Genomic DNA, 26249 nt, shown 5'->3' with positions numbered 1-26249 from the left:
ATGCACATGTACTCCGCATAATCCGCGCAACGCAGCAAAGGGAGGTTCTTCATGGGTAAGTCATCGCGGTTGTCTGAAACGTGGTTTCGCCGAGGACTGTGGCTGGTGGCCGTGGTGTTCGCCAGCTTCTTGATTGGCCTGGGTTCTTCGGTGGTGGATGACCTGCCACGCGTGGAGCAGCGGCTGGATGTCGATGACTTTGTGGACATGGCCCAAGTGCAACCTTTGCGCACGCAGCAAGAGAGCCTGCATGCCGCACAGCAGCAGGCTATTGAGACGCGGGACCAGGCGCAGCTGCAGTGGCAGCAGGCGCGCAGCGACACGCAAGAGGCACGCGATGGCTTTAACAGCTGGATTGCGACACGCTCGGCCACCCAGCGCAGCGAGCAGGACCCCGAAGTCATGCGCCGCAACCAGACGCTGGAGCAGCTGCGCCAAACCGAGCGCAAGGCCCAGCAGGCGCTGCAAGACCAGGAGCAAGTGCTGCTGAATGCACGCCAGCAATCCGCACGGGTGAGTGCTTCCTTGGATGCGCTGGAGGCCGAAGGCCGCATCGCCATGGTCAAAGCCGAGCGCGCGCAGGAGTTGCGCGTCTTCTTGTACCGCTTGGCAATCACGCTGCCGCTGCTGGTGCTGGCGGGCTGGTTGTTTGTGAAGAAGCGCAAAAGTGCGTGGTGGCCTTTTGTCTGGGGCTTCATCTTCTTCGCGTTGTTTGCCTTCTTTGTCGAACTGGTGCCCTACCTGCCAAGCTATGGCGGTTATGTGCGATCTTTGGTCGGTATTGTGGTCACGGTGCTGGTGGGGCGCTGGGCGATTGTGGCCCTGCAGCGCTACTTGGAGCGTCAGCGTCAGGCCGAGGCACTGCCGGCCCAAGAGCGCCGCACCCAGCTGTCGTACGACAAGGCCTGGGCCCATTTGAGCAAGGGCGTTTGCCCCGGCTGTGAACGTGCGGTAGACCTGAAGGACGGCGTGACCGACTACTGCCCGCACTGCGGCATTGGCCTGTTTGAGAAGTGCCATGCCTGCGATGCGCGCATGAGCAGTTTTTCCAAGTTCTGCTACAGCTGCGGAGCTTTGTCGCGCAGCCCTAACGCAGATGTTGAAAAATAAGAGCAGCTAGTTCCCGTTAAACAATGACTTCAGATGGATTGATCCATCAAATCATTGTTTATTGAGTGCAGGCAGCTATCGTTTAGTGAATAGCGGTCTGCATTGCCGGGCCATACTGGCGCACCTGATTGCGGCCGCTGTTCTTGGCCATGTACAAGGCCATGTCCGCGTTGCCCAGCAGGCGCTCCAGCGTGTCTTCTGCCGACAGGTCGGCAGTGGCATACAGGCCCACGCTCAGGCTCACTTGCAGCGGATCGCCACCAGACAGCACAAAGCGGTGGGCCTGCAGCCGCTTGCACAGCCGTGTGGCAATGCGCAAGGCTTGTTCATGGTCGGTGTGCGGCAAGATGATGGCAAATTCTTCACCGCCGAGCCGGCCCAACAAGTCGGCGGGGCGCAGCGAGGCACTGGCCAGCTGCGCAAATTCTTTCAGCACCACATCCCCCTGCGCGTGCCCAAAGCGGTCATTGATGGTTTTGAAGTGATCAATATCGGCCATCAACACGGCCACGCCGTGGTGTGATTCATGCAAGCGGGACAGCAGCTTGTTGCCGTTTTCCATCAGCGCCTGGCGAGAGAGCAGCCCTGTGAGGAAATCGTGGTTGGCGGCGTGGTGCAACTTGTGCAGGGCTGCTGTACGCAGGCTGTAGGCGCTAGCCACGGCCAGTGGGGCCAGCGACAGCAGGGCCAAACCGGTGCGGTAGGACATGACGTCTTGCACCTCGGACGGCAGGAAGTCCAGCGCGCCCATGGCAATGGTGGCCGTTTTCCACAAGCACAGCATCAGGCTCAAAACGGTGATCGGGAAGACGCCATAGGCCATGGCACACCAGACCATGGCCGGCATGCTGAAGGCAATCGCCCCGGGGCCACCCAGCACCGTGCTCAGCATCTCGCTCAAGATCAGCGCCAGCAGCGGCCCCCAGTATTTCCAGTCCTGAACATCCCCCAGGGGCTGGAAGGCTGGCCTGCGCAAAGGTGCGCTCAAAATGACGGGGGTGATCAGGATGTAGTTGAAAAACTCGCTGGAAAGCCACAGGGCGGTGGCATGCAGCCAGGAAATGTCGAAAAAGACAGCGCTGGGCCAGCTGGCCACCGCAGTGCATGCGGAAGCAGCCACCAGACAGCCCACCAGCAGCAGCAAGACGGAGCGCTGGCGCTGAAAGCGCAAGGTTTCGACAGAGAATTGGCGAAAGACCAGCCAGCCGGCGGCCACGCCGGTGATGTTGGCCAGGTTCAGTGCCAGCGCCATGAGCAGGCTGGAGCCTGTCAGCAGATCGGCTGCCATATAGGCCGCGAAAGCCATCACCCACGTTTCCCAGCGCCGTGCCACAGTCGGTCGGCGCAGCAGCAAGCCAAGAAAAATGGCGTTGGCCGGCCAAAAAACGGCCAGAAATCCAATGGGGCGGCTGAAGATGCCCACCATGCAGGCGGTGAAAACGCAGAGGGTCAGCACCAGCTGCATGCGGCGCACAGGCGGTGCCTGGGAGGGGCTGTGGTAGGTAGAAGATGGATGCATAGCGGTGGTCATCAGAGGTCAATCTCTGATTTTGCATACATCTCGTTGCAAAGCATCAGGTGTTGCGCGGGTGCTGCGGTGGCCTGCAATGCGGCAGCGCTGCCGTGCAGGGTGCAGCTCAGATGGCCGAGGGCGCCATGCTCGGGCCGTACTGCCGCACCTGGTTGCGGCCACTGTTCTTGGCGACATACAAGGCCATATCGGCTTTGGAGAGCAGTTGCTCCATATTGTCTTGGGAACCGATGGCGCTGACCGAGTGCAGGCCAATGCTCAGTGTCACCTGCATATGCCCCTGGTTGGGCAGCGGGAAGGGGTGTTCGCGCAGCCGATCGCACAGCCGCTGACTCACTTGCAGGGCCTGATCGCGGCTGGTGCGTGGCAGCACAATGGCGAACTCTTCGCCCCCCATGCGTCCCATCAAATCGTCAGGCCGCAAGGACTCGCGCGCCAGCACCGCAAACTCCTGCAACACCACATCGCCTTGCGCGTGGCCAAAGCGGTCATTCACGCTTTTGAAGTGGTCAATATCCATCATCAGCATGGCCACGGGCTGGCCTTCTTCTTCCAGGCGCGACAGCAGCTTTTGCCCACGCTCCAGCAACGCGCGGCGGGCCAGCACGCCCGTCAGAAAATCGTGACTGACGGCATGGTGCAGCCGTTGCAGCGCCTGCATGCGCAGTGCATAGGCGCAGGCTACGGCTAGGGGTGCCAGCGACAGCAGGGCCATGCCTGTGCGGTAGGAGACGACTTCAGCAACATGGTCGGGGGTAAAGCTGAAGGCACCCAATGCAATCGCGGCGGTTTTGCCAAAGCACACCAGCAGGTTCAGCAGTGTGGTGGGGAAGACGCCATAGACCATGGCACACCACACCATGGCCGGCATGATGAAGGCGATGGCACCGGGGCCGCCAATGAGCAGGCTGAGTGCTTCGCTGACCAGCAGGGCCACCAGCGGCAATGTGCCTTGCAGCGACCAGTTGCGGGCAGACGGTATCCATGCCGAGAGCTTGGCGGGTGGTGCAGCCATGAAAGCGGGCACGATCAGGATGAAGTTGTAGAACTCCGTGGTCAGCCACAGCGCCGCTGAGCGCCACAGTGGCACATGAAAGGCGATGCTGCCCGGCAATGCCCCGGCCAGGGTGCAGCCTGCGGCGCCCAGCAAGCAGGCGTTGAACAGAACCAACACCGAGCGTTGTCGCTGAAAACGCAGCACTTCGGGCTCTTGCCGGCGCAGATAGAACCAGGCAGCACCGACGCCCACGATGTTGGCGGCATTCAGCGTCAGCGCGATGAAGATGGTGGAGCCGGTGATCAAATCCGCCGCGATGTAAGTCAGCAGGCTGCCCAGCCAGGTCCAGACCGACTGGCCGAGCGCTGGATTGCGAATCAGGATGCCCAGCATGAGGGCGTTGGCGGGCCAGAAAGCGGCCAAGTAGCCAATGGGGCGACTGAAGATGCCCACCATGCACGCCGCAAAAATGCAGGCCATCAAGATGGCTTGGCGTTGCCACAGCGAAAGGCTATGGCTGGGAGAGAGAGCGGCGACTGGTGGCATGGTGCGGATTTCGGGCAGGTAAGCCGTGCTATGACACATTTTTAAACGTTACGTGTTGCAAGTCGTGGCAGACAAATTCGCCAGATCACAAAGAATTGCAAAAACGCGACCGCTCGTCGCTCAGGCCGCCATGCCACCAGCCGCTAGGCGAAAAAAAACCTCCCGAAGGAGGTGGGTCGTGGGCGCGGGGGGCTTTATACGCCGCGGGCGCGGTCGGCCTTGAACTGGGCGCGGAACTGCTCAAACGTGCCGACATCCAGCGCGTTACGTACTTCCTGCATCAGATTCAGGTAGTAGTGCAGGTTGTGGATGGTGGTCAGCATGGGGCCAAGCATTTCACCGCAGCGGTCCAGGTGGTGCAGGTAAGCGCGGCTGAAGCCGTCGCGCCCGCCATCGTCCCAGCTCACACCGCTCTTGCCCGCGCAAGCGTGGCAGGTGCAGGTGGTGTCCAGCGGCTGGTGATCGACCTTGTGGCGCGCATTGCGCAGCTTCAGGTCCCCATAACGGGTGAACACGGTGCCGTTGCGTGCATTGCGGGTGGGCATCACGCAGTCAAACATGTCCACGCCATCGGCTACGCCTTGGACCAGATCTTCGGGGGTGCCTACGCCCATCAGGTAGCGGGGCTTGTTGGTGGGCAGCAGGTGCGGCGTGTGCGCCATGATTTCAAGCATCTCGTCCTTGGGCTCGCCCACGGAGACGCCGCCCACGGCGTAGCCGGGGAAATCCATTTCCACCAGCGCCTGCAGCGACTCTTCGCGCAGGTTGGTGAACATGCCGCCTTGCACAATGCCGAACAGGGCATTGGGGTTCTCCAGACGCTCAAACTCGTCCTTGGAGCGCTTGGCCCAGCGGCGACTCATCTCCATCGACTTACGGGCTTCGGCTTCGGTGGTTTTTTTGCCGTTGGTCTCGTAGGGCGTGCATTCGTCCAGCTGCATCACGATGTCGGAGTTCAGCGTGGTCTGGATCTGCATGCTCACTTCGGGCGACATGAACAGCTTGTCGCCGTTCACGGGGCTTTGGAAGTGCACACCTTCTTCGGTGATTTTGCGCATGGAGCCCAGCGACCAGACCTGGAAGCCGCCCGAGTCGGTCAGGATGGGCTTGTTCCACTTCTCAAAGCCGTGCAGGCCACCAAAGGACTTCATGATGTCCAGGCCAGGGCGCATCCACAGGTGGAAGGTGTTGCCCAGAATGATCTGGGCACCCATCTCTTCCAGGCTGCGCGGCATCACACCCTTGACGGTGCCATAGGTGCCAACGGGCATGAAGATGGGGGTCTGCACCTTACCGTGGTTCAGGGTCAGCGTGCCACGGCGCGCGTGGCTGGTGGGGTCGGTTTTGAGGAGTTCGAACTGCAGCATGATGGCGCGCATTGTCCCAGAAGGCGGCATGCGCTGCCGCAGATGCCTGCGAGCCGGGGTGGTCTATAGTGGAATCTAGGCGTTAGAGAACCACAAGGAGAACACCATGTACACCAACATCATGATTGCGGTTGATGGCTCCAACGAGTCGCTGGAGGCGGTGCGCCAGGCTTTGGCGCTGGTGTCGCGCGGCTTGCGTGCGGAGATTGCACTGGTGAATGTGCAGGAGCCCGCCTCGCTGCTGCAGCTGGCAACCCAGGACTCCGATGCGATTGCCGCCGCAGCCGTGGAGGCCGGAGAGCATCTGATGGCGCAAGGCGCGGCCCTGCTGGATGCCGCTGGCGTGGGCTACTCGATGGAAGTGGTGCTGGGTGAGCCGGGCACCGTGCTGGTCGATATGGCCGAGCAGCTCAACGCCGATATGGTGATGCTCGGGGCCCGGGGCATGGGCGCCATTGAGAGCGCGCTGGTGGGCTCGGTCTCGAAGGCGGTGATCAGCCGTTGCTCGCGGCCCGTATTGATCGTGCGTGAACCCGAGCAGCCTGAGGCGCTGGACGACGAGGGGGATGCCGCCTAAAGCAAGCAGCCAAAAGGCTCAGGCTGCTTGGCGCTGCCAGCTTTTTTGGTGGCTGCGCTGGCTGCTGTAGCTGCTGCGGGCGTTCTTGGCACTGGGGCGCGTGGACAGCTTGCCATGCGGCAGGCTGGACAGGCGCTGCAGCAGGCGGCGGCAGTAGCCCCTGATCCACAGGCACTTGTTGATTTCTTCGACGGGGAAGGGGCCGCTGATGACGATGATGTCTTCTGCCTCTTGCCACAGGCCGGCCGCGCGCAGGCGGCGGCGGGTGTTGGCCGCCCAGGACTGGATGCGGGAGGGCGTGCCGTGCTGGTGCACTTCGCCCGTGTGGTTGTCAAAAGCGATGGCCAGCAGATCTGTTTTGAGCTTGAAGCGGCGTTCACCGGTGACGGCACTGGGCTTGTCGCGCATGTCGTACAGGTAATAGCTGCCGGCTTTGAGCTGGTATTGCAGATTCATGGTCATCCTTGCTGTCGCATTGTCTGCGACATGAGGGGCATCCAAACCAATGAAATGGTGGTGCAGAGCGGGTCAGTTCCTGGGAGTGCAGGGCACTGCCGCAGCGTGAGAATGATTCTGAGGGATGCTGTCAGTGCCCACAAGCGCCAATTGTGGAATAGTGCAAGCAATTGAAAAAACACACAAAAATAGCTTCTGGCGCTTGTCTGGAAAGCGCTAGAAGCTATGGTTTTTGGGGCGATGCAGGCTTAAAAATCCAGCAAGCTCAAACCGACCGAGAGTGAAGTTCGTTTGCGGTTGTAGTCAATGAGGCTTTCTCCATAGCCGCTGAACAGCTGGACGTGCAGGCGCAAATTGCTTTTGCCGCCATTCCAGCCCTGGCCGATGGTGCGCAGCCATTCCATGCGGCCCGATCCATAGCCCTGGCCCAGACTGCCGCGTGCCGTCAGGGCCAGCATGTTTTTCTCGTTGGGCTGCCAGGCGACTTTGACTTCGCCACGGCCCCAATAGTCTTGAATGCCGGGGTTGTCGTCGTCCCCGTTGCTCTCGCCCATGCGCTTCCACAGCTTGGCGTGGACTTGCCAGCGGTTGTTCAGCTCGGCGCCGGTCATCACGTACCAGCGGTTCCAGCTGCGCGAGAGCGGATCGCTTTGCCCATTGGAGTGGTGCACCATGCCCACGCCGCTGTAGCGCCACTGCCAGCCAAACGGCAGCTGGGCGGTGGTGGGGTAGACGTAGAAAATTTCAGGCTCGTGGTCTGTCGTGCGGAAGGGGCGAGACAGCGCGGGGCTGAACACCTGCCAGTACGACTGCTGGGTGTAGCCCACCCAGACGGAGTCTTGCAGGCCCGAGGTGGGCGAAGTCAGCAGGCCCGAAGCCAGCTTGGTGCGCGCCGACAGCTGAACGCGCAGCTCTTCCTTGCGGTAGTCGCGGAAATCGGCCGAGGCTTTGCCCGGGCTGCTGGGTTGCTGGTTGACGCTGTCTGCGGCGGTCACAAACACCGACAGCGGCTTGAAGCCCCGGAAAGTGAACGTGCCGCAGTCCGTGCCGGTTTCCAGCTCGTAAAAGCGCGAGATTTCGCTGTAACGCGGATCACGGCAACCGCCGTTGGTGACCACCAGACCCTGCCCGGTGGCCACGTCGGCTTGCACCATGGGGGCGTTGGCGGCGTGCTGCAGGGTGTCGGCATCCGACTGCTGTGCCGATGCGGCAGGCGAATGCCAAACGGTCGCAGGCGGTGCGACCAGCGGTTGCTGGTGCTGGGCCCAGCTGTCAAAGCAGGCCAGGCGTGCGGCGTTGTCGGTGGTGGCGGCGCATTGGCGCCAGGTATCCCCCGTGACGGCGGCGGGCGGCGTGGCCGACTGGGCCAGCGCACAGGGGGCGATGGCAGCGCTGCCGAGCAGCAAGGCCAGGGAAAGCGGCGAGGTGTGCATGCAATATTCCTTCCTCAGGCGCACAAGGGACGGGGTGAGGCCTGAGGTCTGGCGCAGCATACCGGGCCGTGCCCAGCCCCTGCGTCAGCCAGACACGCAAGCTTTTCAAAAGGTGATGGTTTTTGGCCTCTAGCCCAGGAACAGCAAGCGCTGGTAGCTATGAAGTTCATGGGCCACGGCTTAGATGGACTTGGGTGCCGCCTCGGCCTTGCGCGCCAGTTGCTCGCGCAGCTGGCGCAGCTTCTCGCGCGGGTCTTCGCGGGCGGTGCTGGCGTCCAGGTTCATCTCCTTGATGAAGCGGCTGGGCTGGCACTGCACCATGTCGCGGCCTTTTTTGCGGCGCTTGGTCCAGCTCACGGCCAGCGTGCGCTGGGCGCGGGTGATGCCCACGTACATCAGGCGGCGCTCTTCCTGCAGGCGCTGGGCAATGTCGTCGCTGACCTTTTGCTGCTTGCCGTCGTCATCGTCGAGCTTGAAGGGCAGCATGCCCTCGGTGACGCCCACCAGCATCACGTGCGGCCACTCCAGACCCTTGGACGCGTGCAGCGTGGACAGCACCACCATGTCCTGCTCTTTTTCGCGCTCGCTGATGGTGGACAGCAGGGCAATGTTGCGCGCCACCTCTAGCAGGCTCTTGGTTTCGGTCTGGGTGGTGGTGGCCGCAGCGTCGGCGATCTCGCCACCGGCGCGCTGGCTCATCCAGTCGCAGAACTCCAGCACATTCGTCCAGCGCGCAGCGGCCACGGTTTCGCTGTCTTCGCTGTCGTACAGGTACTGCTCGTAGCCAATTTCCTTGAGCCAGTCGAGCATGAAGGTGCGCGATGCCTCCGCCCCCAGCGTATGGCGGGCGCGGTATTCCAGATCGTTGATGTAGCGGCCAAACTCGAGCAGCCCCTCGTGGGACTTTTTGGGCAGCACCGCCTCCAGCATGTGCGAGAACAGGGCACCGAACATGGACAGCTTGTGCTGGGTGGAAAACTCTCCCAGCTTGCCCAGCGTGGTGTGGCCGATGCCGCGCTTGGGCGTGCCGATGGCGCGCAGAAACGCGGGGTCATCGTCGTTGTTGATCCACAGGCGGAACCAGGCGCACAGGTCCTTGATTTCGGCACGGTCAAAAAAACTGGTGCCGCCCGATACCTTGTACGGGATGTTCATCTTGCGCAGCGCTTTCTCGAACGGCTTGGCCTGGTGGTTGGCGCGGTAGAGGATGGCAAAGTCTTTCCAGGCGGGCTGCGGATTGGTGTTGGCGCGCAGGTGCAGGATGCGCATGGCGGCGCGCTCGGCCTCGTGCTCTTCCGTGTCGCAATCCACAATGCGCACCGGCTCGCCCTCGCCCAGTTCCGAGAACAGGGTTTTGGGAAATAGCTTGGGGTTGGGGCCAATCACATTGTTGGCCGCGCGCAGGATGGCGGATGTCGAGCGGTAGTTCTGCTCCAGCTTGATGAGCTTGAGGTTGGGGTACTCAATCGGCAGCTTCTTCAGATTGTCCAGCGTGGCGCCGCGCCAGCCGTAAATCGACTGGTCATCGTCGCCCACGGCGGTGAAGTGCGCGCGCTCGCCCACCAGCAGTTTCAGCAGTTCGTACTGTGTGGCGTTGGTGTCCTGGTATTCGTCGACCAGCACATGGCCTAGCAGGCGCTGCCATTTCTCGCGCACTTCCACATGCCCCTTGAGCAGGCGCATGGGCATGCCGATCAGGTCGTCAAAGTCCACGCTCTGGTAGGCGGTCAGGCGCTCTTCATAGCGCTGCATGATCAGTGCGATGCTGCGTGCGCTGTCGTCTTCTGCCATGGCCAGCGCCTTGCGGCTGTCCCAGCCGGCGTTTTTCCAGTTGCTGATCGTCCACTGCCACTGGCGTGCAGTGGCCACGTCGGTGGTGCCGCCCGCGCAGTCTTTGAGGATACCGGTCACGTCGTCCGAGTCCAAGATGCTGAAGTTGGGTTTGAGCCCCAGCACATGCCCGTCTTCGCGCACCATGCGCACCCCCAGCGAGTGGAAGGTGCAGATCAGCACATCCTTGGCCTGGCGGCCAATCAGCCCGGAGGCGCGCTCGCGCATTTCGGCGGCGGCCTTGTTGGTGAAGGTGATGGCGGCAATGCGCTTGGGGGCCATGCCGTTTTCAATCAGCTTGCCGATCTTGTGCGTGATCACGCGGGTCTTGCCCGAGCCTGCGCCCGCCAGCACCAGGCAAGGGCCTTCGGTGTAGTGGACAGCTTGGAGTTGGGCGAGATTCAGGCCAGCAGACATGGAAGTGCAAAGAAAAGAACGGAAACAATGAACGCCTGGTGCGCAGCGGGGGCGCTGGCAGGCAGGCGCTGGCCCATCATACGCAACACGGGGCGGCGGTCATGGCGGCGCAGGCCTTGCCCGTGCGGACAGCGAGTTTGCCTGTCGCAACAGTTGTCGCCTGTGCGTAAGCGGTGTAGTGGAAAGTGGCGTCGTCACTGCCACAATCGCGTGCTGTGCTGTCCATTCTTGCCGTCACCTTCCCGTTTTTTGCCCTGGTCCTGTTTGGCTTTGTCGCCACGCGACGGGGCGTGCTGCCTTTGGCGGCCATCCCGGGGCTCAACACTTTTGTGCTGTATTTTGCGCTGCCGTGCATGCTCTACCGCTTTGGCGCGCAAACGCCGATTGCGCAGTTGCTCGACCCGGTGGCGGCAGGGGTGTACCTGCTGTGCGGCGGCCTGCTGGTGGCTGGCACGATCGCGCTGACGCTTCAACGCTGGGGCTGGAACGATGCGGCGTTTGGCGCGCTGGTGGCGGCCTTTCCCAATTCGGGCTTTATGGGCGTGCCGCTGCTGGTGGCCCTGCTGGGTGCCAGCAGCGCTGGCCCTGTGATTTTGACCATGGCGCTGGACATGGTGATCACCACCTCGCTGTGCATTGCGCTGTCGCGCTTGGGGCAAGGCGAAGGTGGCGCGGCGCAGGCGCTGCGCAATGCGCTCAAGGGCATGCTCACCAACCCGATGCCGTGGTCGATCGCGCTGGGTGCGCTGGCATCCGCCTGGGCGGTGACCCTGCCGGGGCCGCTGGATCAAACTGTGGCCATGCTGGCAGGGGCGGCCTCGCCGGTGGCGCTGTTCACGATTGGCGCTGTGCTGGCGCGCTCGCAAATGAATCTGCAGGAGCAGGTGGCACCGCGCCACTATGTGCCGATTGCACTGGCCAAGTTGGTGCTGCACCCGGTGCTGGTCTGGCTGGCGTGCCAGGGGGCGCTGGCGGCGGGCTGGACTCTGTCGCCCAGCACCATCACCACCCTGGTGCTGGTGGCGGCGCTGCCCAGCGCCAGCAATGTGTCACTGCTCACCGAACGTTTTGGGGCCCATGGCGGGCGGGTGGCACGCATTATTTTGGTGAGCACCGCGTTGGCGTTTGTGACGTTTTCAGCGGCAGTACGCCTCGTGGCTTAAGCGTTTTGTTACGCACGACACCGAAAGCCCCATCTTTACAATAGTCCGATCCAAGTTTTGGGATCGACATGTTGACCTTCTCCTCTTCCCAGCCCGTCCCGTCTTCGCTGAGCGGCAGACAGACGGCGCTGCTGATCGCCGTTGCTTGTGCGGTCTGGGCCTGGGTGTCCTATTTTTCGGGCGCCAACCTCGACAGCTACAACGACATGCTGGAAAACTATGCCTGGTCCCAGCCGTTTCTGTGGGGCACGCACAAGCATCCGCCCTTTTTCGCCTGGGTGGTGGGCGTGTGGTTCTCCGTCTTCCCGAATACGGACGGGGCTTACCGCCTGTTGTCGTATGTGAATGTGGCCGTGGGCCTGTGGGGTGTGCTGAGTCTGGGCCGACGCCTGGGGCTGGGCGGCCTGGCTCCTTGGGGCGCTTTGCTGCTGTTGTGGACCTTCCCCTACACCTCGCTGGCGGGCAAGTTCAACGCCAACAGCCAGTTGCTGTCGCTGTGGCCCTGGGCTGCGGCCCTGCTGCTGGCCAGCTGGCAGGAGAAGGGCTGGCGCGGTGCGTGGTTCAGCGCTTGGCTGGGGCTGGTGGCCGCAGCGTGCATGCTCAGCAAATACTACAGCGGCGTATTTCTGGCCGGTTTCCTGGTGCCCGTGGTGCTGCACGCACAAGGCCGCCAGTGGCTGTGCACGCCGCGCCCATATCTGGCGCTACTGGTGTTTGCGCTGGCGCTGTCGCCCCATGTGGCCTGGATGGCCGGGCATGACTGGGCCCCCATCACTTACGCCATGAGCCAGGGCGATGGTGGCGTGGTGTGGCGCTATGTGCTGCGTTTTGCGCTGGCGCCGCTGTTTTACTGGCTGCCCGCATGGCTGGCTGCGTGTGCGGTGTATGCCGTGCTGCACGCACGCATGCAGGGCCAGTCTGGCTGGCGCACGCTGGGGCGCTTCTTGTGGCGCAGCTGGCTGCCCCAAGGCAAGGACGATGTGCTGTTTACCCTGGCGTTGATGCCGTGGCTGCTGACCTTGCTGTGTGGCGTTTTCGGGGTGGCCGAGCTGTCGACACCCTGGGCCATTCCCATCGGCTATGCGTTTGCACTGCTGTGGCTGCGCAATCTGCATGGGCTGAGCCCCGCTGCCACGACACAGGTGCTGGCGCGTTTGCGCAAGGCCTGGTGGCCTGTGGTGCTGGTGGTGGCGTTGCTGGGTGCAGTGGCGGCGGTCGTGAGTGCCAAGAAAAGTGATCGGGGGTACTACCGTCCGACGGAAGTCGCAGCGCAGCAAATTCTGGCGCAGTGGCAGCAACGCCATCCGGGCGAGCGTCTGCAGTGGGTGGGTGGTGCCTGGGCGGAAAACGCCATGGTCTCCTTCTATGCACAGCCCGGCTTGCGCACTGTGCCCGATATGCCCGACAGTTTCCCGGCACAGCTGGCAGGCATGAAGGACTGGCGCAGCCAGCAGGGCATGCTGCTGTGCCCGCTGGGTGCGGTGACCGACAACACCGCGCTGGCAGACAGCGACTGCGTGCAGCAGGCCCAGACGTGGCTGGCCGCGCAAGGCTTGGCAGTGGAGCCCCATGTGCTGTCCACGGCGCGCAGTGGCTGGCGCTTTCCCAAGCCGATGGCCTTCCGTTATGTGGTTTTTGACCTGCCGCCAGCAAGCCCCACGGCAAAGGATGTGCAATGAGCGCGATGAGTGACATGCATGATGAATTTGCACCCGCAGCCCCCTTGGGGGCGCTGCCACGGGCGCCTTTGCGCCTGAGCTGTGTGGTGCCTGCCTATAACGAGCAGGAGAACCTGGAAGGTTTTCTGCGGGCCTTGCTGCCCGTGCTGCAAAGCCTGACGCCTGATTTTGAAATCATCGTCGTCAACGACGGCAGCCGCGATGCCACGCACGATGTGGCCATGCGCTTGGTGGCCGAGATGCCCCTGCGCTACCTGGCACTGTCGCGCAACTACGGCAAGGAAGCCGCGCTGTCCGCCGGGATTGACCATGCCCGTGGCAACGCCGTGCTGCTGATCGATGCCGACTTCCAGCACCCGCTGGAGCTGCTGCCCGAGATGCATGCGCTGTGGCAAAACGGCTATGAGATGGTGTACGGCGTGATTGCCGATCGCGGTGCAGAAAGCGGTGCCAAGCGCCTGGGCACCGACTTGTTCTACGCGCTGATGAACTCCGGCAGCGGTGTCAAAGTGCCGCCCAATGCCGGGGACTTCCGCTGGATGGACCGCAAGGTGGTCGATGCCCTCAAGGCTTTGCCTGAGCGCAACCGCTTCATGAAGGGGTTGTACGCCTGGGTGGGCTTCAAGACGGCGGCCCTGCCGTTTGTGCCGAAGGACCGTGCCGCCGGGGCCTCCAGCTTCAATCTGCGCCGCCTGGGCGCGCTGGCTTTGCTGGGGCTGACCTCGTTCACCACTTTGCCGCTGCGCGTGTGGAGCGTGATTGGTGGCTTGATCGCCTTGCTGGCGATTGCCTACGGCGCGTGGATCACCATCGACACCTTCCTGTTTGGCGTGGATCTGGCGGGCTGGCCCACGCTGGCGGCCGGCATCATGCTGTTTTCGGGCGTGCAGCTCATGTCCATCGGCATTCTGGGGGAGTACATCGGCCGTATCTATGACGAAGTCAAGCGTCGCCCCGCCTATCTGCTGGCGCGCGACGAAGACCGCAGCCCCTGGCGCGATGACGCATGAGTGTGGGTCATAAAGTGCTGCAGCGCTTGCAGGCATTGCCCCAGGCGCTGCAATTTTTGCTGGTGGGCGGCAGCGCGGCGGCCACCCACCTGATCGTGGTGGGCTTGCTGGTGGCGCTGGCCGGCATGGCCCCGCTGCAGGCCAATGTGCTGGGTTTTCTGGTGGCGTTTGTGGTCAGCTACAACGGCCATGCATGGCTGACGTTCTCGGCCACTGCCACGCGCGGCTGGGGTACGGTGGCCCGGTTTTTCGCCGTGGCCTGCCTGTCGTTTGTGGTCAATGAGCTGCTGTATGCCGCAGCGCTGCAATGGCTGCCTTGGCACTATTTTGTGAGCTTGGCTGTCGTGCTGGTCGTGGTGGCCGTGGGCACGTTTGTGCTGAGCAAGTTCTGGGCTTTTAAGAGGCGTTCCGCATGACTGCTGCTGCCGCGCCGCGTGCGCTGATTCTGTGTGCCGATGACTTTGCGCTGCACCCTGCGGTCGATGAGGCCGTGGTGCAACTCACGCTGGCGGGCCGTTTGTCGGCTACCAGCTGCATGACGACCGCGCCCCGCTGGGCACAGGCGGCACCGGTGCTCCAGGCGCTGCGCCCCCGGCTGTCGGTGGGCTTGCACTTCAACCTGACGGAAAGCCACGGCGGCGCTGCCCCAGCCCAGCCGTTGGGCACCGTGATTCGGCAGGCCTACACCGGCACCTGGTCGACCGAGGCCATGCGTGCCATGTGGAGCCAGCAACTCGATGCCTTCGAAGCAGCGCTGGGTACGCCGCCGGACTTTATTGACGGCCACCAGCACGTGCACCAACTGCCGGGCTTTGCGGATGCCATGCTGCATGTGCTGCGCCAGCGTTACACGCCCGCGCAGATGCCGTGGGTGCGTTCCACCGCGCCGCTGGGCACGCTGTGGCGCAGCCCCAAGGCGGCCATCATTGCCTTGCTGGGCGGCTGGCAGACGACGCGCCGCCTGCGCCAGGAGGGCGTGCTCATCAACCAGGGATTTGGCGGGGTGTACGGTTTTGATGCCCCCACGCCTGAGGGCTACGGCGCGCAAATGGCGCAGTGGCTGCCGCAGGTGCAGGCGGGCAGCCTGCTGATGTGCCACCCGGCCACGCAAGAGGTGGTGGGTGATGCGATTGGCGCCCAGCGCCCGGTGGAGTTCAGCTACCTGATGTCGGAGGCCTTTGGCGCATTGCTGCAGGCGCAGCATTGCCAGATTCAGCAAGGGCCGCTCAAGCCGCTGTTGCAGGCGGCCTGATTGGATTCAAAAAACATAGCTTCCAGCGCTTGCTGCATAAGCGCTGGAAGCTTTTTTATCAATATTCCCAGAAAATGCGCTGCAACTCCTTGGTGTCGCGCGTCTTGGTCAGGGCCACGGCGGTCAGCAGGCGGGCTTTCTGCGGATTCAGGTCGTGGGCGACCACCCAGTCGTACTTGTCGTCGGGCTGCTCGGCATTGCGCAGCACAAAGCCTGCGGGAATGCGTGAGCTGCGCACGATGATCGTGCCCTGGCTGCGCAGTTCATTGAGCTTGGGGACGATGCGGTCGGCCACCGAGCCGTTGCCCGTACCCGCATGCACGATGGCCTGGACACCGGCCTTGCCCAGCGCGTCGATGGCGGTGGCTGGCACATTGCCGTAGCCGTACACGATGTCCACCGCGGGCAACTCGTTGATCTGGGTGATATTGAACTCGCTGCCCTTGGTGTGGCGCTTGACCGGGGCACGGAACCAGTAGGTCTTGCCCTCCACCACCATGCCCAGCGGGCCCCACTGGCTGGCGAAAGCATTGGTCTTGATGTTGGTGAGCTTGGCCACATCGCGTGCGGTGTGGATGTCGTCATTCATGCTCACCAGTACGCCTTTGCCTGCCGCGTCTTTGCTGGCGGCGGTGGCCACCGCGCCCAGCAGGTTCAGTGCACCATCGGCCGAAATGGCCGTGCCGGGGCGCATGGAGCCTACCAGCACGATGGGCTTGTCGGTGGGCACCACCAGATTCAGGAAGAAGCCGGTTTCTTCCAGCGTGTCGGTGCCGTGGGTGATGACGATGCCCTGCACGTCAGGGCGCTGGGCCAGCTCGCTCACGCGCTTGGCCAGGGTCACCAGTTCCTTGTTGGTGAAGCTTTCCGAGGCAATCTGGAACACCTGCTCACCGGTCACGGTGGCCAGCTGGTTCAGCTCGGGCAGGCCGGCCAGCAGCTTGTCGACCGGAACCTTGGCGGCGCTGTAGGTGGCGCTGTTCATGGCGCTGGCACCGGCACCGGCAATGGTGCCACCGGTGGCCAGAACCACGACATGGGGTTTGGCAGCCGCAGCGGTGGTGGTGCTGGTGGGGGCCACAGTGCTGGTCGCAGCAGGGCCGGCGGCTTGGCTGGCGCAACCGGCCAGGGCCAGAGACACCGTTATCAGGGACAAACGAAACGCAGGGATCAAACGCATGAGTGCTCCATCAAAGTGCACCCTCAGGATAGGGAGGGTGGCTGCTGCCGACCATGCAACAACCGCGCCCGCTTGGCATCAGGTAGAACCATGAAAGCCGCTGCACATAACGAAAACAGGAGCTGTAAGCGCTTGCTCTATATGGGCTGAAGGCCAATTTCCTGCAGAAGCTGAAAAGCGCTTTTCACAGCGACAGCGGATCCACATCCACCAGCCAGCGCACCAGCCCCTTGTGCTGGGGCTGGCTGCGGACCCAGTGCAACCACGGCTGCCAGGCGTGCAAAAACCTTTGCAGGGCGCGGCGGTCGTGGGTTTCGATCAGCATCTGGGCGCGCTCCACATTGGCCACGCGCTGCACGGTCATGGGGATGGGTGGGTAGAGAAAAATGTCCGACAGGTGCGGCAGCTGGCCCTGGTGGGCCGCGTCGGTGGCGGCGCGCAAAAATGCCTGGGCGGCTTCCTGCGTCTTGGCATCAGCGCGCACCAGGGCCTGGAAGGCATAGGGCGGCATGGCCGCATCCTGGCGCTCGCGCAACTGCTGCTGGGCAAACGCGGGGTAGTCGTGCGCGCGCAGCGCCTGGAAGACGCTGTGCTGCGGGTCCATGCTTTGCACCCACATTTCGGGGCGGCTGCCCTGGTCGCTGATGTACTGGGCATCGCGCCCGGCGCGGCCTGCGGCTTGCATCAGCAGGCAGAACAGACGCTCGGGCGCACGGAAGTCGCTGGAGAACAGCGCCCCATCGGGCTGCACGGCCGCCACCAGGGTGATGCGGCGAAAGTCATGCCCCTTGGCCACCATTTGGGTGCCAACCAGCACATCCACCTCGCCGCTGTGCACCAGCGCCAGCTGTTCTTCCAGAGCGCCTTTGAGTTTGGTGGTGTCGGCGTCGATGCGCGCCACGCGCGCTGGGTTGCCGTCCGGGCGCTGCACATTGCGCAGCAGGCGCTCCAGCTCTTCTTCCAGCTGTTCGGTGCCCTTGCCCAGCGGCAGGATGTCGGGGTTGCCGCATTCCGGGCAGGCGTGGGGCACGCGGCGCGTGTCGCCACAGTGGTGGCAGCGCAGGGTGCGGTCGCCCTTGTGGAAGACCTGGTGGGCGCTGCAGTGCGGGCAGTCGCTTTTCCAGTTGCAGTCGGCGCAAAACAAGACGGGGGCAAAACCCCGGCGGTTGAGCAGAATCAGGCTTTGCTCGCCGCGCTGCACGCGTTCGGTGATGGCGGCCAGCAGCGGCTGGGAGAACACGGTCTTCTTGGGCTGCTGCGTCATGTCGACCATGCGCACGCGCGGCAGTGCGCCCGCGCCGATGCGGCTGGGCATGTGCAGCCGCAGGTAGCGCCCGGGGCCACCACTGCTGGCGGGCTCGCTGGCGTGCCAGCTCTCCAGCGAGGGGGTGGCGCTGCCCAGAATGACTTGTGCCCCGCAGGCATGGCCGCGCCACAGCGCCAGATCACGGGCGGAGTAGCGTGCGCCTTCCTGCTGCTTGTAGCTGGGGTCGTGCTCTTCGTCGACGACGATGACTTTGAGCCCCGGCAGGCTGGCAAACACCGACATGCGCGTGCCCAGCACGATGCGCGCCTGGCCCGTGTGCGCGGCCAGCCAGCTTTTGAGGCGCTGCACATCCGTCATGCCGCTGTGCATGCTGACGACGGCCTGTGCGCCGTACAGGGGGGCAAAGCGGGCTTCAAAGCGCTGCTGCAACTGGGGTGTGAGGTTGATCTCCGGCACCATCACCAACGCCTGGGCCTGCGGGTCGGCATCCAGCGCCTGCTGCACCACGCGCAGATACACCTCGGTCTTGCCGCTGCCGGTGCTGCCGTAAAGCAGAAACGGGCCGGGGTGTTGCTCAATTTGGCTGAAAACGCTTTGCTGCTCTGCGCTCAGTGCTACAGGTTTTTCTGGCGTCAGCGGGGCTGCTACTGAGTTATCTACAGCCTCTTCGGCAGCGAGGGCGGCGGCTTTTTTGGACAGCTTCTTGGGCTTGGGCGGTGCCAGCCGCTTGGCCAGCTGCTCGGCGGTCATGTCGCGCAAGGCGGGTGGCAGGCCGGCCATGGCAATCTCGCCCACGCTGCGCTGGTAGTAGCGGGCGGCAAAGCCCACCAGGCGCTGCCACGGCACGTTGAGCGGTGGCAGATCCGTCATCACCGCGTCAATGGCGCGCAGCTTGGCATGGTCGGGCAGGGGCGCTTCATCGCGTGGCGCCTCCCACACCACCCCCAGCAGATGGCGTGTACCCAGCGGCACACGCACCAGCGTACCCGGGGGCAGCGCGGTGCTGTGGGTGTAGCTCAAAGGGGTGCCAACGCCGCTGTGAACAGGGGTGTGGACGGCCACATGAACTACATGGGGTGTAGGTGCCAGCTCGGGCATGGGCGTCAGATAAGGGACAGGTGCTATGGATTCAAGTTTCTGTGGATAACTTTGTGGGGATTGTCTACCACAGGCCGAGCGGTTGAAAACAGCTCGCATTGACTTTATTTTGATATGACAGGCTTGTCATAAATTTATCTAAATAAAATCAACAACTTGCAACGTGGTTACGTGTTTTTTTGCTATCGCCTTGGTGGCACTGAAAACATGCGCCCGCACGCCCAAAGTTGTGCATAAGTTCAAACTTGGTGCGCTGTCAAGAGCGTGAAAGCAAGGGGGTGATGGGGGTGGCTTGCCGGGTTTTGTTGTTTTTTGGACAGCAATAGTGGCAATTTAACTACATCCACCCTCCCGCAAGCTGTAGGCCAAGGACCACGGCCTGCGGGGTGTGTGAGCGCTAGCCTTGCAGGCGTGCTTTAAGCACCCTGGCGCTGCTGGCGCGAGTAGCTGTGCACGGTCTCCACCAGGGCCGCCACGTGCTCAGGTGGTGTGAACTGGCTGATGCCGTGGCCCAGGTTGAAGATGTGGGTGGGGCCGCTCGTCGTCTTGTCGGTGTGGGGCTTGCCAAAGCTGTCCAGCACGGCGCGCGCGTGGACGGCCACTTGCTCGGGTGGGGCAAACAGCACGTTGGGGTCGATATTGCCCTGCAGCGCTTTGCCGGGGCCGCCTGCCACACCACCCACGATGGAGCGGGCGTGGCCGAGGTTGGCCGTCCAGTCCAGGCCCAGCACTTCGCAGTCGATGTCCTTCATGTCGGGCAGCCAGATGCCGCCGCCCTTGGTGAAGACGATGCGGGGCACATCGGTGCCATCCACGCCGGTGCGCTTGAGCTGGCTGAGCACGCGCTTGGTGTAGGCCAGGCTGAATTGCTGGAACATGCCGTCGGCTAGCACACCGCCCCAGCTGTCAAAAATCATGACTGCCTGCGCGCCCGCGTCGATCTGGGCATTCAGATAAGCGGCCACGCTGTCGGCGTTGACGGCCAAGATCTTGTGCATCAGGTCTGGGCGGCTGTACATCAGGCTTTTGACCAGGCGGTAGTCGTCGCTGCCCTTGCCTTCAACCATGTAGCAGGCCAGCGTCCAGGGGCTGCCGGAAAAACCGATGAGCGGCACGCGGCCGTTCAGCGCCTTGCGGATGCTGGTGACCGCGTCAAACACATAGCGCAGCTTGTCCATGTCGGGCACGGCCAGCTCGGCCACGGCGGCCTCGTCGCGCACCACCTTGGCAAAGCGCGGGCCTTCGCCTTCCGCGAAGGACAGGCCCAGGCCCATTGCGTCAGGCACGGTCAGGATGTCGCTGAACAAGATGGCGGCGTCGAGCGGGAAGCGCTCCAGCGGCTGCAGCGTGACTTCGGTGGCGTACTGGACGTTGGTGGCCAGACCCATGAAGCTGCCAGCCTGGGCGCGCGTGGCTTTGTACTCAGGCAGGTAACGGCCAGCCTGGCGCATCAGCCACAGGGGCGTGTAATCGGTGGCCTGGCGACGGCAGGCGCGCAGGAAGGTGTCGTTCAAAAGGGGGGCAAAAGACATGGGCGCTCACACTGAGAAAGGGCCGATGCCGCAGCAAAGCGCTGCGGCGTAAGGATGGTTCTTGGAAAGCGGGCAGTTTAACGGAAGGCCTTGACTCGCCTCATGCCCACGGACGCATGCGCGGTATTAGCTGCACGTGTCCTGATGCAGCGCAAGCACAGCGCCGTCATATGGCTGTCATCTGCGCGGCCTACCATGCAGGCCGTGGGCTGATGAAGAAATTGGGGTGAAGGCCGGGGTAACCCCTTCATAGCCACCCAACCTTGGCCCACGCCATATTGCGATGACGGTGCAGGCGGCGGACGCCATCTGTGGCCTGCACGGTTGAAGGTCAGGGTTCAGGTGATTTATGCCTGAAACCCTTTGTGCATCTGCGCTAGCAGCTATGTTTTTGACTGGATGGCCTGCAAGGCATCCAGCACTTCTTGCTTGCTGAGCAGCTCGGTCATCACCACCGGGGCCTGGCCTGGGGCCAGCAGCACATACACGGGGACACCGCTGCGCCCCAGCTCGGCCAGCGCCTGGGTAATCGCCGGGTCACGGCGCGTCCAGTCGGCCCGCAGCAGGGCCACGTTCTGCTGGGCCAAGGCAGCCAGCACCCCGGCATCGGCCAGGGTGGTGCGCTTGTTGTACTGGCAGGTCACGCACCAGGCGGCGGTGTAATCCACAAAAACGGGGCGGTTTTGCGCCAGCAGCGCTGCCTGGGCCGGGGCCGACCAGGCTTGCCAACCTGGGGCGGTGTCGGTGCTGGCCACCGGGGCGGGTTCCACCAGATTGCGGCCCATGCCGTGGACCAGCCAGGCGCTCAGTGCCAGCACCAGCACCGTCAGCACCCAGCGCGTGGTGCCGCGCAGCGTCAGGGCCCAGGCCAGTGCGGCCAGACACAGCAGCAGCGCCAGCAAGGTGACGGCGCCATCAATGCACGACTGCTGGCCAATCACCCAGACCAGCCAGACCACGGTGGCAAACATCGGGAAGGCCATGGCACGGCGGAAGGTGTCCATCCAGGCGCCGGGGCGGGGCAGCCAGCGGATCAGCGCGGGCACCCAGCTCACCAGCACATAAGGCAGCGCCATGCCTACGCCAAGCGCTACAAAAATAGAGAGCGCCTGCACCGATGGCATGCCCACGGCAAAGCCCAGCGACGCGCCCATGAACGGCGCGGTGCAGGGCGAGGCAATGGCCACGGCCACCACGCCGGAGAGGAAGGCGTCGGCCAGCGGGTGGCGGGCGTGCAGATTGGCGATGCGGTCGGGCAGCACATGGGTGATTTCAAACACCCCCGCCAGATTCAGTCCAATCAGGGTGAACAGGGCGGCCAGCGTGGCCACCACCAGGGGCGACTGCAGCTGAAAGCCCCAACCCAGCTGTTCCCCCGCTGCGCGCAGGGCCAGCAGCACCGCCCCGAGGGCGGCAAAGCTGAGCACCACGCCCGCGGCATAGGCCAGGCCGTTGTGGCGCTGGGCGCGGGCATCGCTGCCGTGGCGCGCAAAGCCCATCAGCTTGATGGCCAGAACCGGGAAGACGCAGGGCATGAGGTTGAGCAGCAGGCCGCCGATCAAGCCGCCCAGCAGCGCTGCGAGCAGCCCACTGGTGCTGGCGGGGGCATTAGGGGCTGGGGGCGCGCTGTTGGTCTGCTGGTTGGCGGCCAGTGCCGCAGCCAGCGCGGGGGAGACCTGGGCCAGCTCGGCCGCCTTCCAGGGGCCCGAGACCGGCGCGGTCAGGCGCCAGGCCTGGGCAGGCGGAGTGTGGGCCACATCCGCGCCAGCGGTGGGCAGGCCCAGCACAAAGGCCAGCTCAGCCGGTGCCACACCGCGCATGGCGGACAGGGGCAGCTCGGCCGTCCATACCTGGCCTTCCCAGGCCTGGGTCCAGTCTTTGCCCAACACGGCGGCGTGGTGGAAGGTGTCAGCGGCTTCCGGGTAGAAAGCCAGGGTCTGCCCCTGCGCGGCGGCAGGCAGGCCTTGCACGCGCAGGGCTACGCGGTCGCCGTTGGGTAGCGCTGTCACGCTGGCTTGGGCGGACGGCAGCGCGGTGGGCGCCTGCTGATGGGCGGCTTCAAAAGCGCTGGCCCACAGGGTTTCGCGCACATCCACCGGCAGGCGCAGCTGGAACTGGCCTTCCTCCGGGATGCACTCCACACGGCAGACCAGCCAAGCGGCGTGCAGCTGAATAGGGGCGGTGCCATCGGCGCTGGCTTGAAAGTCTGGGAGCACCTGCACGGTGACCGGCAACAGCACCGTGCCTTCATAGCCGTAGTTGAGCATGTCGGCCACGCGGATTTGCTGCGGTGCGGGCCAGGCAATCTCGGCGGCCTGCATGCCGGCGGGCAGCTGCCAGTCCAGTTGCGTGGGCAGGCCAGAGTCGCCCGCGTTCTTCCAATAGGTGTGCCAGTCCGGCTGGTGCTGAATGCGCAGGCCCAACTCCAGCGGCTGCCCTGGGGCCACGCCTTCGGGGGCGTGGGCCACCAGCTGGGCCTGCACGTGGGGGGTGGTCACGGTTTCGGAGACCGTGGCGCTGCCTGCCCCTCCCAGCTTGAGCTGAATTTGCGCCTGTGCAGTGGCGGGCAACCAGGCGCTGCACAGCACCAGCAGGCAAAGCCCGAAGGCCCACAGCGTGGAACGTGGATGGCGAAGAAGGGAGAAGGCAGAAATCGGCATGACAGAGCTTGGATGCAGAAACCGTATTGTGGTTCCTGTGCGCTGTGGCGTGCGGATCTTTCAGGCGTTGTCAGCGGTGGCAGGGGGTGTTTGCGGCGACAAACGTTGACGCAGCGCACACACCGGGGCAGGGGGCTGGCCGGCCACTTCGGCGGGTGTGGCCACGGTTTCTTCGTCGCCGGGCTGGCCCAGCATGTGGGCTTGCCGCCAGTGCCCCCAGCGGTAGTAGGCCAGGCTCAGCAGCATGGCGCAGATGGAGCTGGCGGGAAAACTCCACCAGATGGCATCCACGCCCAGCCAGGGCTGCAGCCACTTGGCCACGGGCACCCGCACGCCCCACAGGGCAATACCCAGAATGACCAGCGGTGCCATGACGGCGCCGGTGGAGCGCACCACGCCCGACAGCACAAAGGTCACGCCAAAGAAGAGGAAAGAGCCCACGGCAATGTGGTTGAGGTGGCGTGCCGCATCCAGTGCCGCGCTGCCCTGCGGCAGAAACAGGCCCAGCACCTGGCGATCCAGCAGCACGATGAGGGCGGTCAGGGCACCGGTCATCAGCACATTGCACAGCACGCCGGCGGTGGCGGTGCCATCCACCCGGCTCCATTGCTTGGCGCCGACGTTTTGCGCGGCCATGGTGGAGCAGGCCGCCCCAATCGCCATGGCGGGCATTTGCACATAGGTCCACAGTTGCAGGGCCGCACTGTAGGCGGATGAGGTCTCCACCCCATAGCTGTTAACCATGGTCATCACCATCAGCATGGCCAGAGAAATCATGACCATCTGTGCGCCCATGGGCAGGCCTTTGAGCACCAGCGCCCGCAGGATGTGGACCTGAGGGATGAAGAAATGCAGCTCATGGCGGCCAATCCACAGCGGGTGCTTGCGCCCATACAGCCACAGCAGCATGGCCACAAAGCTCAGCGCATTGGAGACCAGGGTGGCCAGCGCGGCGCCGGTGATGCCCAGCTGCGGAAAAGGCCCCAGACCAAAGATCAGCACCGGGTTGAGGATGACGTCGAGCACCACCACGATCAGCAAGAAGATGAACGGGGTGCGCGTGTCGCCCGCACCGCGCAAGATGGCGGAGATAAAGGCAAACAGATACAGCAGCGGCATGGCCAGAAAGATCACGCGCAAATAGCTTTCGGCCAGTGGCAGGGCTGCGGCGGGCGTGTCCATCCATTGCAGGATGTGGCGCGACAGCGGGTAGCCGATCACGGCAATGACCAGCGAAACAGCCCCGAAAAACGTAGCGCTAGAGCCAATCACCACACGTGCTTGACGCAGGTTTTTGGCGCCCATGCTTTGTGCCACTAAGATGGTGGCCGCCATCCCCACGCCAAACACCAGACCGATCAGCAAAAACATGATGATGTTGGCGTTGGCCGTGGCAGTCAGCGCGGCCTCGCCCAGGTATTTGCCCACCCAGACGGCGTTGACCGAGCCGTTGAGCGACTGCAGCACATTGCCCGCCAGAATCGGCAGCGAAAAAACCAGCAAGGTGCTGGCAATGGGGCCTTGGGTGAGATCGCGGGTGGGGCTGGATGGCATGGGGGCATTGTGGATGGACTCTTGCCCAAGTCTGCCGGACAGCGCCTAAGATTGCAGCATGTGCCAAACCCCCCATGCCTCTTCTTCTGCAGATCTTGTCGCGCAGCCCCCGCTGCAGGCCTGGCCCTCGCGCCGCTGGGCGCAGGTGACCGCGCGCGACTTCGCCCTGGCGCAGCGCAGCGGGCTGGCGGCGCAGACCGTGGCCGTTTTGCCCGTGGGGGCGGTGGAGCAGCATGGCCCCCACCTGCCGCTGAGTGTGGACACCACGCTGGCCGATGGCATTCTGGATGCCGCGCTGCACCAACTGGCTGCCGAGGTGCCCGTGCTGGCCTTGCCTACACAGTCGATTGGCCTGAGCCTGGAGCACCAGGACTATGCCGGCACCCTGGGCCTGTCGCCCGCCACCTTGCTGGCGGTGTGGACCGAGCTGGGCGCCTGCGTGGCACGCGCTGGGGTGAAGAAGCTGCTGATCTTCAATGCCCACGGCGGCAATGTGAGCAGCATGGACATCGTGGCACGCCAGCTGCGCATGCAGTGTGGCCTGCTGGTCTACCACTGCAGCTGGTTCAATTTGCCGCAGCCAGTGGGCGTGAACGAGGCGTTCAGCGCCCATGAGCACCGTTTTGGTGTGCATGGTGGAGAAACCGAAACTTCCATGATGCTGCACCTGGCCCCGGACTGGGTGCGCATGCAGCACGCCCAAAACTTTGCCAGCTCTTCCGAGGTGCGGGCCCAGCAGTTTCCGATTCTGGGCAACGGCAAAAGTGCCAAGCTGGGCTGGGCCATGCAGGATTACAACCCGCTGGGTGCTGCGGGCAATGCCGCCGCAGCCGATGCGCAGCGCGGCCAAGCTTTGGTTGATGGCGCCGCAGCCAGCCTGACCCAGCTGCTACAAGAAATTCATGCTTTGCCCGCGAATACGGTGGGCGCGCAGCCTCAGCCCTTGGGGGACTGAGCCAGCATTGCCTGGGGCAGCAGGCGCACTGCGCCGAGCTGCCAGTGGTGCAGCACTTCCCGCAAGATCAGCAAGGCAGCAGCCCAGCGGGGTGACTGGGGCAAGTCACCCTGGGGCAGGTGAGGGTGCGTGGCCTGGCGTGCCAGCAGATCAAACTGCGCTTCGACCGCTTCACGACTGAGCACGGGGATGCGCCCGGATTGTTGCCAGGCCGCCTGCACATCGCGTATGCCTAGGGCCTGCTGCCCCACTTCCAGCAAGTAGGGGTCGCGGGTGGCGAACACATTGCTGGCCGGGATCAGGCGCGCCACGGGCATGACAGCATCTTCCACCAGCATGATGCCCTGCTCCAGCTGTGCCTCGCTGGGCATGCCGCGCTGGAAGGTGCGGGTGGCAAGCAAGTCCACGCCCAGTTGCAGGTGATGAAAGACGGGTTGGGGGTGGCCGGTGTCGCCTTCACCAATCAGCAAGCGGCTGCGGTGGTTTCCCACATCGAGCATGGCAATGGCCTGGTGGGGCTGAATAGCATCGCTCAGCAGGGCGCGCAGTGCTGTCATGTCTTGCACAGAGGGCAGCGGTTCCAGGGCATCGTCGGTAAAAGGCATCCACATACAAACTCCCAAGGCATTCCAGCA

The 26249-nt window shown here is 63.9% G+C and carries 20 protein-coding genes; 8 read left to right on the top strand and 12 right to left on the bottom strand.

The window, feature by feature from the left end; genetic code table 11:
• Nucleotides 1–51 precede the first annotated feature (51 nt).
• Complete coding sequence (locus tag AC27VO_RS04905; protein ID WP_488665605.1) at nucleotides 52–1110, top strand: serine endopeptidase; 1059 nt, start codon at nucleotides 52–54, stop codon at nucleotides 1108–1110.
• A gap of 82 nt (nucleotides 1111–1192) precedes the next feature.
• Here AC27VO_RS04905 and AC27VO_RS04900 read toward each other — a convergent pair whose 3' ends face one another.
• The 3 genes from AC27VO_RS04900 to tgt form a co-directional block, all read right to left on the bottom strand.
• Nucleotides 1193–2629, bottom strand: a complete 1437-nt coding sequence (locus AC27VO_RS04900) for a GGDEF domain-containing protein (protein ID WP_488665604.1) — start codon at nucleotides 2627–2629, stop codon at nucleotides 1193–1195.
• 118 nt (nucleotides 2630–2747) lie between these two features.
• Nucleotides 2748–4184 (bottom strand): GGDEF domain-containing protein, encoded by a 1437-nt coding sequence (locus AC27VO_RS04895; protein WP_488665603.1) that lies wholly within the window; start codon nucleotides 4182–4184, stop codon nucleotides 2748–2750.
• Between the two features lie 194 nt (nucleotides 4185–4378).
• Nucleotides 4379–5551 carry a tRNA guanosine(34) transglycosylase Tgt gene (gene tgt / locus AC27VO_RS04890; protein WP_488665602.1) on the bottom strand — a complete coding sequence of 391 codons (1173 nt, stop codon included), beginning with the start codon at nucleotides 5549–5551 and terminating at the stop codon, nucleotides 4379–4381.
• Nucleotides 5552–5657: 106 nt separating this feature from the next.
• Between tgt and AC27VO_RS04885 the strand changes: the two genes are divergently transcribed.
• Nucleotides 5658–6128: a universal stress protein gene (locus AC27VO_RS04885; RefSeq protein WP_488665601.1), complete on the top strand. Its 471-nt coding sequence runs from the start codon at nucleotides 5658–5660 to the stop codon at nucleotides 6126–6128.
• Nucleotides 6129–6146: 18 nt separating this feature from the next.
• Here the strand turns inward: AC27VO_RS04885 and AC27VO_RS04880 are convergent, their stop codons facing one another.
• From AC27VO_RS04880 to AC27VO_RS04870, 3 genes are all read right to left on the bottom strand, one after another.
• Nucleotides 6147–6584, bottom strand: coding sequence for a hypothetical protein (locus AC27VO_RS04880; RefSeq protein WP_488665600.1), 438 nt, complete (start codon nucleotides 6582–6584; stop codon nucleotides 6147–6149).
• 248 nt (nucleotides 6585–6832) lie between these two features.
• On the bottom strand, nucleotides 6833–8017 hold the full coding sequence (locus AC27VO_RS04875) for a phospholipase A (protein ID WP_488665599.1): 1185 nt from the start codon (nucleotides 8015–8017) through the stop codon (nucleotides 6833–6835).
• Between the two features lie 180 nt (nucleotides 8018–8197).
• Nucleotides 8198–10264 (bottom strand): ATP-dependent helicase, encoded by a 2067-nt coding sequence (locus AC27VO_RS04870; protein ID WP_488665598.1) that lies wholly within the window; start codon nucleotides 10262–10264, stop codon nucleotides 8198–8200.
• Nucleotides 10265–10479: 215 nt separating this feature from the next.
• On the opposite strand from AC27VO_RS04870, the gene AC27VO_RS04865 reads away from it, so the two are divergent.
• The 5 genes from AC27VO_RS04865 (at nucleotide 10480) to AC27VO_RS04845 (ending at nucleotide 15368) form a co-directional block, all read left to right on the top strand.
• On the top strand, nucleotides 10480–11427 hold the full coding sequence (locus AC27VO_RS04865) for an AEC family transporter (RefSeq protein WP_488665597.1): 948 nt from the start codon (nucleotides 10480–10482) through the stop codon (nucleotides 11425–11427).
• 68 nt (nucleotides 11428–11495) lie between these two features.
• The gene (locus tag AC27VO_RS04860; RefSeq protein ID WP_488665596.1) at nucleotides 11496–13106 is read left to right on the top strand and encodes a glycosyltransferase family 39 protein; all 1611 of its coding nucleotides are present in this window, start codon (nucleotides 11496–11498) and stop codon (nucleotides 13104–13106) included.
• Between the two features lie 5 nt (nucleotides 13107–13111).
• Entirely contained in the window at nucleotides 13112–14116 is a 1005-nt protein-coding gene (locus AC27VO_RS04855; RefSeq protein WP_488665595.1) for a glycosyltransferase family 2 protein, read from the top strand.
• Complete coding sequence (locus AC27VO_RS04850) at nucleotides 14113–14532, top strand: GtrA family protein (protein ID WP_488665594.1); 420 nt, start codon at nucleotides 14113–14115, stop codon at nucleotides 14530–14532. Before AC27VO_RS04855 ends, AC27VO_RS04850 begins: the two co-directional genes overlap by 4 nt.
• The gene (locus tag AC27VO_RS04845; RefSeq protein ID WP_488665593.1) at nucleotides 14529–15368 is read left to right on the top strand and encodes a ChbG/HpnK family deacetylase; all 840 of its coding nucleotides are present in this window, start codon (nucleotides 14529–14531) and stop codon (nucleotides 15366–15368) included. Before AC27VO_RS04850 ends, AC27VO_RS04845 begins: the two co-directional genes overlap by 4 nt.
• Before the next feature lie 58 nt (nucleotides 15369–15426).
• Here the strand turns inward: AC27VO_RS04845 and AC27VO_RS04840 are convergent, their stop codons facing one another.
• The 5 genes from AC27VO_RS04840 to AC27VO_RS04820 form a co-directional block, all read right to left on the bottom strand.
• Nucleotides 15427–16548: a type II asparaginase gene (locus AC27VO_RS04840; RefSeq protein ID WP_488665592.1), complete on the bottom strand. Its 1122-nt coding sequence runs from the start codon at nucleotides 16546–16548 to the stop codon at nucleotides 15427–15429.
• A 184-nt stretch (nucleotides 16549–16732) separates the two neighbouring features.
• The gene (priA, locus tag AC27VO_RS04835; RefSeq protein ID WP_488665591.1) at nucleotides 16733–18913 is read right to left on the bottom strand and encodes a replication restart helicase PriA; all 2181 of its coding nucleotides are present in this window, start codon (nucleotides 18911–18913) and stop codon (nucleotides 16733–16735) included.
• Nucleotides 18914–19329: 416 nt separating this feature from the next.
• Entirely contained in the window at nucleotides 19330–20445 is a 1116-nt protein-coding gene (gene hemE, locus AC27VO_RS04830) for a uroporphyrinogen decarboxylase (RefSeq protein ID WP_488665590.1), read from the bottom strand.
• A gap of 383 nt (nucleotides 20446–20828) precedes the next feature.
• A complete protein-coding gene (locus AC27VO_RS04825) occupies nucleotides 20829–23105 on the bottom strand; it encodes a protein-disulfide reductase DsbD family protein (protein WP_488665589.1) in 2277 nt (758 codons plus the stop codon).
• Nucleotides 23106–23165: 60 nt separating this feature from the next.
• Nucleotides 23166–24659 carry an MATE family efflux transporter gene (locus tag AC27VO_RS04820; protein ID WP_488665588.1) on the bottom strand — a complete coding sequence of 498 codons (1494 nt, stop codon included), beginning with the start codon at nucleotides 24657–24659 and terminating at the stop codon, nucleotides 23166–23168.
• Between the two features lie 58 nt (nucleotides 24660–24717).
• On the opposite strand from AC27VO_RS04820, the gene AC27VO_RS04815 reads away from it, so the two are divergent.
• Nucleotides 24718–25614, top strand: a complete 897-nt coding sequence (locus AC27VO_RS04815) for a creatininase family protein (protein ID WP_488665587.1) — start codon at nucleotides 24718–24720, stop codon at nucleotides 25612–25614.
• Here the strand turns inward: AC27VO_RS04815 and AC27VO_RS04810 are convergent.
• Complete coding sequence (locus tag AC27VO_RS04810) at nucleotides 25596–26225, bottom strand: hypothetical protein (RefSeq protein ID WP_488665586.1); 630 nt, start codon at nucleotides 26223–26225, stop codon at nucleotides 25596–25598. The genes AC27VO_RS04815 and AC27VO_RS04810 overlap by 19 nt on opposite strands.
• Between the last annotated feature and the right edge of the window lie 24 nt (nucleotides 26226–26249).

The sequence above is a fragment of the Comamonas sp. 14P8.1.4 genome (assembly GCF_057799285.1).
Note: the sequence above shows the minus strand (reverse complement) of the source record. Positions and strands in the feature narration are given on the sequence as shown.